Raw genomic sequence first — 11381 nt, forward strand, 5'->3', positions numbered from 1 at the left:
CTCCCCGTGACCGCGCCCCGCACCCCCACCCCCCGCAAGGCCTTCGGCCGCCTCTCCCTGCCCGAGCGGTCCTACGTCGCGGACGCGCTGCGCACCGAGACCGTCGGCGGCGTACTCCTGCTGCTGGCCGCCGTCGTCGCGCTGATCTGGGCGAACGTACCCGCGCTGCACGACAGCTACGAGAGCGTCAGCGACTTCCACTTCGGGCCCGGCGCGATCGGGCTGGACCTGTCCGTGGCGCACTGGGCCGCCGACGGGCTGCTCGCGATCTTCTTCTTCGTCGCGGGCATCGAGCTCAAACGTGAACTCGTCGCCGGTGACCTCCGCGATCCCAAGGCAGCCGCACTCCCCGTCGTCGCCGCCCTGTGCGGCATGGCCGCACCGGCGCTGGTCTACGTGCTCACCAGCGGCGCGGGCGGCGGCTCCCTGGCCGGATGGGCCGTGCCCACCGCCACCGACATCGCCTTCGCACTCGCCGTGCTCGCCGTCATCGGCACCTCCCTGCCGAGCGCGCTGCGTGCCTTCCTGCTCACCCTCGCCGTCGTCGACGACCTGTTCGCGATCCTGATCATCGCGGTCTTCTTCACCGCCGACCTGAACTTCGCGGCGCTCGGCGGCGCCGTCGCCGGCCTGGCCGTCTTCTGGTTCCTGCTGCGCAAGGGCGTGCGCGGCTGGTACGTGTACGTGCCGCTCGCGCTGGTCGTGTGGGCGCTGATGTACAACAGCGGCATCCACGCCACCATCGCCGGTGTCGCCATGGGCCTGATGCTGCGCTGCCACCGCCACGAGGGCGAGGAGCACTCCCCCGGGGAGCACATCGAGCACCTCGTCCGGCCGCTCTCGGCGGGCCTCGCGGTGCCGCTGTTCGCCCTGTTCAGCGCGGGCGTGGCGATCTCCGGCGGCGCCCTCGCGGACGTGTTCACCCAGCCCGAGACGCTCGGCGTGGTGCTCGGACTCATCGTCGGCAAGACGTTCGGCATCTTCGGCGGTACGTGGCTGACGGCACGCTTCACCAGGGCCTCGCTCAGCGACGACCTGGCCTGGGCGGACGTGTTCGCGGTGGCGACCCTCGCCGGGATCGGGTTCACCGTCTCGCTGCTCATCGGTGAACTCGCCTTCGAGGAGAACGCCTCGATGACGGACAGCGTCAAGGCCGCCGTCCTCACCGGCTCGCTCATCGCCGCCGTCCTCGCGACCGTGCTGCTCAAGATACGGAACGCCAAGTACCGCAGGCTGACCGAGGACGAGGAGCGCGACGAGGATCTCAGCGGGATTCCGGACGTGTACGAGCAGGACGACCCGGCGTACCACCTGCGCATGGCGGACATCTACGAGCACAAGGCCGCCGAGCACCGACGGCTCGCCCGGGAGAAGGCCGCCGCGCGTGACGCGCTTGCCGAAGTGACCGACGGGGCAAGCGAGGACCACGACGGTCCGGCATGATCTGACGAGACGGTACAAAGACGGAACCGCACGCGCAGGCATGCAGAACGCACGCAGAAGAGGGAGACCGCGATGAGCGCACCCGACGGCAGCCCGGTCGGCGCCGAACGCAGCATCGGCCAGCTGTTCGCCTCGGCCACGGCGGACATGTCGGCGCTGGTGCACGACGAGATCGCGCTGGCGAAGGCGCAGCTCAAGCAGGACGTCAAACGGGGCGCGACCAGCGGCGGCGCGTTCACGGCGGCCGGCCTGCTGCTCCTGTTCTCCCTGCCGATGCTGAACTTCGCCCTGGCCTACGGCATCCACACCTGGAGCGGCTGGAACCTCGCGGTCTGCTTCCTGCTGTCCTTCACGGCGAACGTACTGATCGCGCTGCTCCTCGCGCTGATCGGCGTCGTCTTCGCGAAGAAGGCGAAGAAGGGCCGGGGCCCGCAGAAGGTCGCCGCCTCGATGAAGGAGACGGCGGGCGTGCTGCAGAAGGCCAAGCCGCACCCCCGCCCCGAGCTGCCCGAGGACCGGGGCCCCCGGTCCATCGAGGCTGTGGCACGCTCGTCTTCATGACGGATCCCGCCACCTCTCCGGCGCAGCCCGCCTCGGTCGTACGGCTCGACATCCCCGGCGGCGCCGGACTGACGCACCGGGACGTCGCCGCCAACGGCGCCCGCTTCCACATCGCGGAGCTGGGCGACGGCCCCCTGGTGCTGCTGCTGCACGGCTTCCCGCAGTTCTGGTGGACCTGGCGGCACCAGCTCACGGCGCTCGCCGACGCCGGGTTCCGGGCCGTCGCCATGGACCTGCGGGGTGTCGGCGGCAGCGACCGCACACCGCGCGGCTACGACCCGGCCAACCTGGCGCTGGACATCACCGGGGTGATCCGCTCCCTCGGCGAGCCGGACGCCGCGCTGGTCGGCCACGACCTGGGCGGGTACCTGGCGTGGACGGCCGCGGCGATGCGGCCCAAGCTCGTACGGCGGCTCGCGGTCGCGTCCATGCCGCATCCGCGGCGCTGGCGCTCGGCTCTGGTCTCCGACGCCAGGCAGTCGGCCGCCCTGTCCCACATCTGGGGGTTCCAGCGGCCCTGGATCCCGGAGCGCCGGCTCACCGCGGACGACGGGGCGCTGGTGGCCGAGCTCATCCAGGACTGGACCGGGCCGCACCCGCCGGACGAGAAGGCGCTGGAGAACTACCGGCGGGCCATGTGCATCCCGTCCACGGCGCACTGCTCGATCGAGCCGTACCGCTGGATGGTGCGCTCCCTGGCCCGTCCGGACGGCATCCAGTTCAACCGCAGGATGAAGCGGCCGGTGCGGGTGCCGACGCTGCATCTGCACGGCTCGCTGGACCCGGTCGTGCGCACGCGCAGCGCCGCGGGGTCCGGGGAGTACGTGGAAGCGCCGTACCGCTGGCGGCTGTTCGACGGGCTGGGGCACTTCCCGCACGAAGAGGATCCGGTCGCGTTCTCCACGGAACTGATCAATTGGCTGAAGGATCCCGAACCCGACCGGTGACCGGGTCGAGCACTCGTCCGACGACCGGCCAATTGCCCGGCGCATAAGCCAATTGAGTGCGCGTGAGGCGGTTATCGACCTTGGGGCGGGGGCAGACGTCGGGGTATGGGCTGGACGCACGACTACAGTGACGCAAGCCGTGACCGCCGCTCGGCGGGCGGTATGGGTTCCCACCAGCGAGGCGGTGCACCACAGATGGCAGGTACGGACCTCAAGGTGGGAATCCCGCACATCCTCCGCCGCCGGGCCCGCTGGGTCTCCGTCCGCCTGCGCCACCCACGCGGCTGACGGCCCGTACGACCGTACGACTCTTCTCCGGCACCAGGGCCCCTAGAGCGCGCAGTTGTCGCTGTCCACCTGCTGGTTCGCGGCGCGGCCCTTGGCGATGTCCTCCTGGATCTCGTCCGCGGTGAGCGCGTAGCCGGTCTCCGCGTCGTCCCTGGACTTCGCGAAGATCACGCCGTAGACCTCTCCCTCGGGGGTCAGCAGCGGGCCGCCGGAGTTGCCCTGACGGACGGTCGCGTACAGGGAGTACACGTCGCGGCGGACCGTGCCCCGGCGGTAGATGTCCGCACCGTTGGCCGTGATGCGTCCCCGCACGCGCGCGGAACGGACGTCGTACGACCCGTTCTCCGGGAAGCCGGCGACGATCGCGCTGTCGTTGCTGCTCGCGTCCTCGCCGGTGAAGCGCAGCACGGGCGCCTTGATGTCGGGCACGTCGAGGACGGCGATGTCACGCTTCCAGTCGTAGAGGACGACCTTCGCGTCGTACTTCCTGCCCTCGCCGCCTATCTGCACGGTCGGCTCGTCGACGCCCCCCACGACGTGCGCGTTGGTCATGACGCGGCGCTCGGCGAAGACGAAGCCGGTGCCCTCCAGGACCTTGCCGCAACTCGGGGCGGTGCCCATCACCTTGACGATGGAGCGCTGCGCGCGGACCGCGACGGGGCTGCCCGCCAGGGCCGGGTCCGGGGGCCGGACGTCGGTGATCGGCTCACTGGCGAAGGGACTGAAGACCTGCGGGAAGCCGTTCTGCGCGAGGATGGAGGAGAAGTCGGCGAACCAGGTGTCGGCCCGGTCGGGCAGCGCCCGGGAGACCCCGAGCAGCACCCTGGAGCCGCGGACCTCCTTGCCGAGCGTCGGCAGCGTCGTGCCGGCGAGGGCCGAGCCGATCAGCCAGGCGACCAGGAGCATCGCGACGACGTTGACCAGTGCGCCGCCCGTCGCGTCCAGCGCGCGGGCCGGCGACCAGGTGATGTGGCGGCGCAGCTTGTTGCCGAGATGCGTGGTCAGGGCCTGGCCGACGGAGGCGCAGACGATGACGACGACGACCGCGACGACGGCGGCCGTCGTACCGACCTCGGAGTCGTCCGTCAGGGCGTCCCAGATGACGGGCAGCGCGTAGACGGCGGCGAGACCGCCGCCCAGGAAGCCGATCACCGACAGGACGCCGACGACGAAGCCCTGGCGGTAGCCGACGACCGCGAACCACACGGCGGCGACGAGCAACAGGATGTCCAGCACGTTCACCGCTTCACGCCTCGCCTCGTCCGACCCAGCACGGCGCCCACCCTGTCATGACCGCCAGTCCAGCGGGACCCGCCTGTCCCGGTCCCAGGGCCGCTCCCATCCCGCGAAGTGCAGCAACCGGTCGATGACCCCGGCGGTGAAGCCCCACACGAGGGCCGACTCGACCAGGAACGCCGGACCCTGGTGACCGCTGGGGTGGACCGCGGTCGCACGGTTGTCCGGGTGGGTGAGATCCGCCACCGGGACGGTGAACACCCGCGCGGTCTCGTTCGGGTCGACGACCCCCACCGTGCTGGGCACGCGCCACCAGCCCAGCACGGGGGTGACGACGAAGCCGCTGACCGGGATGTAGAGCTTCGGCAGGACGCCGAACAACTGGACGCCGGACGGATCGAGCCCGGTCTCCTCCTCGGCCTCGCGCAGGGCCGCCCGCAGCGGACCGTCGCCGTGCGGGTCACCGTCCTCGGGGTCGAGGGCGCCGCCGGGGAAGGACGGCTGCCCGGCGTGCGAGCGCAGTGAGCTCGCGCGCTCCATGAGCAGCAGCTCCGGGCCGCGCTCGCCGTCGCCGAAGAGGATGAGGACGGCGGACTGGCGCCCCGTGCCGTTCTCCGGGGGCAGGAAGCGGCTCAGCTGTCCCGGCCGGACCGTCTCGGCCGCGCGGGCCACCGGGTCCAGCCAGGAGGGCAGCCCCTCCTGGCTGAGCGTCACCGGACCGCCCCGGGCACCACTCGTCCGCGTCACCGCCACCCCCGTCGTCCGACCGCGTCCCACGGGTCCAACGCCCGGCGGCCCCGAGATCGTTCCGCGGGCCGCCGCGCACGCCGCTCCGTCATCCGGCCCCCAGCGGCGGGGCGGGCCTGCCGCCGGCGTCCAGGTAGGCCTGCGGAGGCTTCAGACGCTGGCCCGGGAAACCGCCCTTCTCGTACTTCAGCAGCTTCTCCGCCTTCTCCGGGTCCGTCTCGCCCTCGCCGTACGCCGGACAGAGCGGCGCGATGGGACAGGCGCCGCAGGCGGGCCTGCGGGCGTGGCAGATGCGGCGGCCGTGCCAGATGACGTGGTGGGACAGGTCGGTCCAGTCGCTCTTGGGGAAGAGCGCGCCGACGGCCGCCTCGATCTTGTCGGGGTCGGTCTCCTCGGTCCACTTCCAGCGGCGCACCAGCCGCTGGAAGTGGGTGTCCACGGTGATTCCCGGGCGGCCGAAGGCGTTGCCGAGCACGACGAAGGCGGTCTTGCGGCCCACACCGGGCAGTTTGACGAGATCCTCGAGCCGGCCGGGCACCTCTCCGCCGAAGTCCTCCGCCAGCACCTTGGACAGCCCGATGACCGACCTGGTCTTGGCCCGGAAGAAGCCGGTGGGGCGCAGGATCTCCTCCACCTCCTCGGGGTCGGCGGCGGCCAGGTCCTCGGGGGTGGGGTACTTCGCGAAGAGGGCGGGGGTCGTCTGGTTGACGCGCAGGTCGGTGGTCTGGGCCGACAGCACGGTGGCGACGACGAGTTGGAAGGGGTTCTCGAAGTCCAGTTCCGGGTGGGCGTACGGGAACACCTCGGCGAGCTCGCGGTTGATCCGGCGCGCGCGGCGCACCAGCGCGGTGCGCGACTCGCTCCCGGCCGGCTCGACGGCGGCCCTCGCGGGGGCGGACTTCTCGGCGCCGGCCGCCCTCTTCGCCCCGGCCGCCCGTCGCTTCGCCGCCGGTTTCCCGGCCGCGGCCTGCGCCGGCTTCTCCGCCGACGTGCCCGTCCCCTCGGCCGCCCCGCTCGCGCGGACCACCGGTTCCTTCTTCAACGGTGACCTCTTTGCCGTCTTCGCCGTTTCCCTACCGCCATCGGAGCCCTGTTCGCCCACAGCGGAATCGCGACGTACACCCACTCGCGCAGCTCCCTCCGCCCGTGCTCTCACCGGCGATTTGGACACCCGGCCAGCCTACGGCCCGGCACCGACATCCGCCCCGGACCCCGAGGACCGGCGTCCAATCGGACCCCTGCCGCTTACCCCCACCGGCCCGTACGGCATCCTTGTGACAGATCACACTGTTTGGACCGTCCGGCAAAATGGGAACCACGGTCCCCTGGTACGTGGGGGAACAAGATCCCCTGAGCAGGCCGACAAGGAGAGAACTCGTGGACGACGTTCTGCGGCGGAACCCGCTCTTCGCGGCGCTCGACGACGAGCAGGCCGCCGAGCTTCGCGCCTCCATGAGTGAGGTGACCCTCGCACGGGGCGACTCCCTGTTCCACGAGGGCGACCCCGGCGACCGCCTGTACGTGGTCACCGAGGGCAAGGTGAAGCTGCACCGCACGTCCCCCGACGGCCGCGAGAACATGCTCGCCGTGGTCGGTCCGGGCGAGCTGATCGGTGAGCTGTCGCTCTTCGACCCGGGCCCGCGCACCGCGACCGCCACGGCGCTCACCGAGGTCAAGCTGCTCGGCCTGGGCCACGGCGACCTGACGCCCTGGCTGAGCGCCCGCCCCGAGGTGGCCACGGCGCTGCTGCGGGCCGTCGCGCGCCGGCTGCGCAAGACCAACGACGCGATGTCGGACCTGGTCTTCTCGGACGTCCCGGGCCGTGTCGCCCGCGCCCTGCTGGACCTCTCCCGCCGCTTCGGCGTGCAGTCCGAGGAGGGCATCCACGTCGTGCACGACCTCACGCAGGAGGAGCTGGCCCAGCTGGTCGGCGCGTCCCGCGAGACGGTCAACAAGGCCCTGGCGGACTTCGCCCAGCGCGGCTGGCTCCGCCTGGAGGCCCGCGCGGTGATCCTCCTGGACGTCGAACGCCTCGCGAAGCGCTCCCGCTGACACCCGGCACCGGAGCCCCACTCCCTGGGGAGTGGGGCTCCGCCGTGTCCGCGCACCCCGCGGGCTCGGGGGGTGGGCTAGATGAGCCCGTGCTCCCGGAGGTACTCCAGCTGGGCGCGCACCGAGAGTTCCGCGGCCGGCCACAGGGAGCGGTCGACGTCGGCGTAGACGTGGGCGACGACCTCGGAGGGGGTGCGGTGGCCGTCCTCGACGGCCGTCTCGACCTGGGCGAGGCGGTGGGCGCGGTGGGCGAGGTAGAACTCGACGGCGCCCTGGGCGTCCTCCAGGACGGGCCCGTGCCCGGGCAGTACCGTGTGGACGCCGTCGTCGACCGTGAGCGACCTGAGCCGGCGCAGCGTGTCCAGGTAGTCGCCGAGGCGGCCGTCGGGATGGGCCACGACGGTCGTGCCGCGGCCCAGGACGGTGTCGCCCGTGAGGACCGCCCGGTCGGCCGGGAGGTGGAAGCACAGGGAGTCAGCCGTGTGCCCGGGGGCCGGTACGACCCTCAGCTCCAGGCCCCCGACGGTGACGACGTCCCCGGCGGCCAGCCCCTCGTCGCCGAGCCGCAGCGCCGGGTCCAGTGCCCGCACCTTCGTGCCCGTCAGCTCGGCGAAACGGGCGGCGCCCTCGGCGTGGTCGGGGTGACCGTGCGTCAGGAGGGTGAGCGCGACGCGCTTCCCGGTCCGCTCGGCGGTGCCGACGACGTGCCGCAGGTGTCCGTCGTCCAGCGGGCCGGGGTCGACCACGACGGCGAGGTCGGAGTCCGGTTCCGACAGGATCCAGGTGTTGGTGCCGTCCAGGGTCATCGCCGAGGGGTTGGGAGCCAGCACGTTGACGGCACGCGCGGTGGCGGGCCCGGAGAGGACCCCGCCCCGCGGCTGGCCGGGAAGGGTGCTCGCGTCCGTCATGCGGGGGCTCCCCCGGTCGGGATGTGCTGGGTGAACTCGTCGTGTCCCGGCCAGGAGAGCACGATCTCGCCCCCCACCAGGCGCGCGGTGGCCAGGACCGGCGTGAGGTCCCGCGCGGGAGCCGCGTCGAGCGCCTCCGCGGCCGTTCCGTACGCCGCGAGCCGGCGCAGCGTCGCGATGGTCGGCGGCATCATCAGCAGCTCGCCCCGGTCGTACGCCCCGGCCGCCGCGCGCGGTGTGATCCACACCGTGCGGTCGGCCTCCGTGGAGGCGTTGCGGGTGCGCTGGCCCGCGGGGAGCGCGGCGACGAAGAACCAGGTGTCGTAGCGGCGGGGCTCGAACTCGGGGGTGATCCAGCGCGTCCACGCGCCGAGCAGGTCCGAGCGCAGGACCAGCCCGCGGCGGTCCAGGAACTCCGCGAAGGACGTCTCCCGCGCGACGAGCGCGGCACGGTCCGCCTCCCAGTCGTCGCCGGTCGTGTCGCCGACCACGGAGTCGGGGGTGGGTCCGGCGAGCAGGACGCCGGCCTCCTCGTACGTCTCCCGCACGGCCGCGCAGACGATCGCCTGGGCCTGTGCCCCGTCGACGCCGAGCCGGTCCGCCCACCACGCGCGCGAGGGGCCCGCCCAGCGGACGTGCCGGTCGTCGTCCCGCGGGTCGACGCCGCCGCCGGGGTAGGCGTACGCGCCGCCCGCGAACGCCATGGAGGCACGCCGGCGCAGCATGTACACGGCGGGCCCGTCACCGGTGTCCTTGAGCAGCATGACGGTGGCCGCGCGCTTCGGCACGACCGGCGTGAGGCCGCCGTCCGCCAGCGCACGGATCCGCTCCGGCCACTCGGGCGGGTACCACTGCCCGCCGGCCTGCGCATTCACCATGGCCGGAGGCTATCCCGTGACGGGCGGATGTTCGAGTGCCCGCGGAGGACGGCGGAACCGGGGAACGACACGGCGGTCCGGCGGACCGGACACGGCGGTGGCCGCACGGCTCACGCCCGGCGCCCGGAACCGCGGTCCCCCGGACGAGCCGCGCACGTCCCGCACGAGACCGAGGGGGACGGCACACGCCCCCGCCCCCGCCCCGGACGCGGGCCCCCGCGCCGGGTGCCGGGGACTCGTAGGCGTGCCCCCACAGCGCGCGCCCGGACCCCGACGCCCGCACACCGGGCGCCCACGCCCGCCGGGGCACGCCGTCGGGCCGCGCACCGGCGCCCCGGCGCCCCGGCGCTCGCGCGCCGCAGGCGCCACCCGGACGACGAGGCGCGGGAGCGGCAGGGCCCGAAGCGCCAGGAGCCGCCGTCACCAGGAAGTGCCCTCACGCCGGGCGTCGGTTCCAAGGCGCCGCGCGCCGGGCCCGGCCGTCGCGCCGGACGCCGGGGCCTCGGCATCACCGGGTCCCGCGCCTCGCGGGCCCCGGCGGCGCGGATCACGCCTCGGTGAGTTCCACCTGGATCTCGACCTCCACCGGGGCGTCCAGGGGCAGTACCGCGACGCCCACCGCGCTGCGGGCGTGGACGCCCTTGTCGCCGAGGACCTCGCCGAGCAGTTCGCTCGCGCCGTTGAGGACGCCCGGCTGGCCGGTGAAGTCCGCGGCGGAGGCCACGAAGCCGACGACCTTCACCACGCGCGCCACGCGGTCCAGGTCCCCGGCGACGGACTTGACCGCGGCGAGGGCGTTCAGCGCGCAGGTGCGCGCCAGCTCCTTCGCCTCCTCGGCGGTGACCTCCGCGCCGACCTTTCCGGTCAGCGGAAGCTTGCCCTCCACCATGGGCAGCTGGCCGGCGGTGAAGACGTACCGCCCCGACCGCACGGCGGGCTGGTACGCGGCCAGCGGCGGGACGACCTCCGGCAGGCTCAGGCCCAGCTCGGCCAGTCTCGCCTCGACGGCGCTCATCCCTGCCTCTCCCGCTTCAGGTAGGCCACCAGCTGTTCGGGGTTGTTCGGCCCGGGCACGACCTGGACGAGCTCCCAGCCGTCCTCGCCCCAGGTGTCCAGAATCTGCTTCGTCGCGTGGACGAGCAGTGGCACAGTCGCATATTCCCACTTGGTCATGCGGCCGACTCTAGCCCTCGCCCGCGCGGGACGCGGCCCCCGCACCGCCCCCTCGCGCGGGGCGCGACGGCCGGGAACCGCCACCCGGATCCGACGGGGCGCGGGAAGAGCATTTAGTCTCGAAGACGTGAGCAGGCTCCAGGTCGTCAGTGGCAAGGGCGGAACCGGCAAGACCACGGTGGCCGCGGCCCTCGCGCTGGCCCTGGCCACGGAGGGGAAGCGGACGCTCCTCGTCGAGGTCGAGGGCCGCCAGGGCATCGCACAACTCTTCGAGACGGAGGCACTGCCCTACGAGGAACGGAAGATCGCCGTCGCTCCGGGAGGCGGCGAGGTGTACGCCCTCGCCATCGACGCCGAGCTGGCCCTCCTGGACTACCTCCAGATGTTCTACAAGCTCGGCGGCGCCGGCCGGGCCCTCAAGAAGCTCGGCGCGATCGACTTCGCCACCACCATCGCCCCCGGCGTGCGGGACGTCCTGCTCACCGGCAAGGCGTGCGAGGCGGTGCGCCGCAAGGACCGGGACGGGCGGTTCGTCTACGACTACGTCGTGATGGACGCCCCGCCGACCGGCCGCATCACCCGCTTCCTCAACGTCAACGACGAGGTCGCCGGGCTCGCCAGGATCGGCCCGATACACAATCAGGCGCAGGCGGTCATGCGGGTGTTGAAATCGCCGGAGACGGCCGTGCACCTGGTGACGCTGCTGGAGGAGATGCCCGTCCAGGAGACCGCCGACGGCATCGCGGAACTGCGCGCCGCGCGGCTGCCGGTGGGGCGGGTCGTGGTGAACATGGTCCGGCCGGAGGTGCTGGACGGGGACGGCCTGGAACTCGCGGCGGCGGTCCCTCGTTCCTCCATCGCACGGGCGCTGTCGTCCGCCGGCCTCGGTGGCGCGCGGCGCGGAGGACACGCCGAGCGGCTGGTGGAGCCGTTGCTCGCACAGGCCGAGGAGTACGCCGAGCGGTACGCGCTGGAGACCGAGCAGCGCGCCGTGCTCACGGACCTCGACGTGCCGTTGCACGAGCTTCCGCTGCTCGTGGAGGGCATGGACCTGGCCGGCCTGTACCAACTGGCCAGGCGACTGCGCGAACAGGGCGTGTCATGAGCGGCCGCGCCCGCACGGTGCGGTCCCGAGGCGACCGCCGCCG

Annotated in this window: 13 protein-coding genes; 6 read left to right on the forward strand and 7 right to left on the reverse strand. The window is 73.1% G+C overall.

The features are described 5' to 3' along the window. Positions 1-6: 6 nt before the first annotated feature. The 4 genes from nhaA to ADK41_RS42965 all read left to right on the forward strand — a co-directional run bounded on the left by nhaA (position 7) and on the right by ADK41_RS42965 (position 3239). Complete coding sequence (nhaA, locus tag ADK41_RS08610; protein WP_030827958.1) at positions 7-1443, forward strand: Na+/H+ antiporter NhaA; 1437 nt, start codon at positions 7-9, stop codon at positions 1441-1443. A gap of 72 nt (positions 1444-1515) precedes the next feature. Next, positions 1516-2004, forward strand: a complete 489-nt coding sequence (locus ADK41_RS08615; RefSeq protein WP_030827955.1) for a phage holin family protein — start codon at positions 1516-1518, stop codon at positions 2002-2004. Continuing rightward, on the forward strand, positions 2001-2951 hold the full coding sequence (locus tag ADK41_RS08620) for an alpha/beta fold hydrolase (RefSeq protein ID WP_030827952.1): 951 nt from the start codon (positions 2001-2003) through the stop codon (positions 2949-2951). The genes ADK41_RS08615 and ADK41_RS08620 overlap by 4 nt, the downstream gene beginning before the upstream one ends. Positions 2952-3056: 105 nt before the next feature. After that, on the forward strand, positions 3057-3239 hold the full coding sequence (locus ADK41_RS42965; protein ID WP_078661982.1) for a hypothetical protein: 183 nt from the start codon (positions 3057-3059) through the stop codon (positions 3237-3239). A 42-nt stretch (positions 3240-3281) separates the two neighbouring features. Here the strand turns inward: ADK41_RS42965 and ADK41_RS08625 are convergent, their stop codons facing one another. From ADK41_RS08625 to nth, 3 genes are all read right to left on the reverse strand, one after another. Next, positions 3282-4481, reverse strand: coding sequence for a MarP family serine protease (locus tag ADK41_RS08625; protein ID WP_030827949.1), 1200 nt, complete (start codon positions 4479-4481; stop codon positions 3282-3284). 45 nt (positions 4482-4526) lie between these two features. Next, on the reverse strand, positions 4527-5222 hold the full coding sequence (locus ADK41_RS08630) for an NUDIX hydrolase (protein ID WP_030827947.1): 696 nt from the start codon (positions 5220-5222) through the stop codon (positions 4527-4529). Between the two features lie 88 nt (positions 5223-5310). Then, complete coding sequence (gene nth, locus ADK41_RS08635) at positions 5311-6324, reverse strand: endonuclease III (protein ID WP_051843201.1); 1014 nt, start codon at positions 6322-6324, stop codon at positions 5311-5313. 275 nt (positions 6325-6599) lie between these two features. Here nth and ADK41_RS08640 point away from each other — a divergent pair, with 275 nt between their 5' ends. After that, positions 6600-7274, forward strand: coding sequence for a Crp/Fnr family transcriptional regulator (locus ADK41_RS08640; protein ID WP_006132548.1), 675 nt, complete (start codon positions 6600-6602; stop codon positions 7272-7274). Between the two features lie 77 nt (positions 7275-7351). On the opposite strand, the gene ADK41_RS08645 is transcribed toward ADK41_RS08640, so the two are convergent. The 4 genes from ADK41_RS08645 to ADK41_RS40665 form a co-directional block, all read right to left on the reverse strand. Further along, positions 7352-8182, reverse strand: coding sequence for an MBL fold metallo-hydrolase (locus ADK41_RS08645; RefSeq protein WP_030827940.1), 831 nt, complete (start codon positions 8180-8182; stop codon positions 7352-7354). Continuing rightward, a complete protein-coding gene (locus ADK41_RS08650) occupies positions 8179-9060 on the reverse strand; it encodes an NUDIX hydrolase (protein WP_030827937.1) in 882 nt (293 codons plus the stop codon). Before ADK41_RS08650 ends, ADK41_RS08645 begins: the two co-directional genes overlap by 4 nt. Positions 9061-9607: 547 nt before the next feature. Then, complete coding sequence (locus ADK41_RS08655) at positions 9608-10075, reverse strand: RidA family protein (RefSeq protein ID WP_030827934.1); 468 nt, start codon at positions 10073-10075, stop codon at positions 9608-9610. Then, positions 10072-10233 carry a DUF4177 domain-containing protein gene (locus ADK41_RS40665; RefSeq protein WP_106979478.1) on the reverse strand — a complete coding sequence of 54 codons (162 nt, stop codon included), beginning with the start codon at positions 10231-10233 and terminating at the stop codon, positions 10072-10074. Before ADK41_RS40665 ends, ADK41_RS08655 begins: the two co-directional genes overlap by 4 nt. A 127-nt stretch (positions 10234-10360) precedes the next feature. On the opposite strand from ADK41_RS40665, the gene ADK41_RS08660 reads away from it, so the two are divergent. Continuing rightward, positions 10361-11338 (forward strand): ArsA family ATPase, encoded by a 978-nt coding sequence (locus tag ADK41_RS08660; RefSeq protein ID WP_030827931.1) that lies wholly within the window; start codon positions 10361-10363, stop codon positions 11336-11338. Positions 11339-11381 lie beyond the last annotated feature (43 nt).

The sequence above is a fragment of the Streptomyces caelestis genome, assembly GCF_001279005.1.
Classification (GTDB): domain Bacteria; phylum Actinomycetota; class Actinomycetes; order Streptomycetales; family Streptomycetaceae; genus Streptomyces; species Streptomyces heliomycini.

Bases quoted from the DNA above. Each gene is read 5' to 3' on its own strand.
- ADK41_RS08620 (WP_030827952.1), top strand. From the start codon at position 2,001: ATGACGGATCCCGCCACCTCTCCGGCGCAGCCCGCCTCGGTCGTACGG.
- ADK41_RS40665 (WP_106979478.1), bottom strand. From the start codon at position 10,233: ATGACCAAGTGGGAATATGCGACTGTGCCACTGCTCGTCCACGCGACG.
- ADK41_RS08645 (WP_030827940.1), bottom strand. From the start codon at position 8,182: ATGACGGACGCGAGCACCCTTCCCGGCCAGCCGCGGGGCGGGGTCCTC.
- ADK41_RS08655 (WP_030827934.1), bottom strand. From the start codon at position 10,075: ATGAGCGCCGTCGAGGCGAGACTGGCCGAGCTGGGCCTGAGCCTGCCG.
- ADK41_RS08615 (WP_030827955.1), top strand. From the start codon at position 1,516: ATGAGCGCACCCGACGGCAGCCCGGTCGGCGCCGAACGCAGCATCGGC.
- ADK41_RS08650 (WP_030827937.1), bottom strand. From the start codon at position 9,060: ATGGTGAATGCGCAGGCCGGCGGGCAGTGGTACCCGCCCGAGTGGCCG.
- ADK41_RS42965 (WP_078661982.1), top strand. From the start codon at position 3,057: ATGGGCTGGACGCACGACTACAGTGACGCAAGCCGTGACCGCCGCTCG.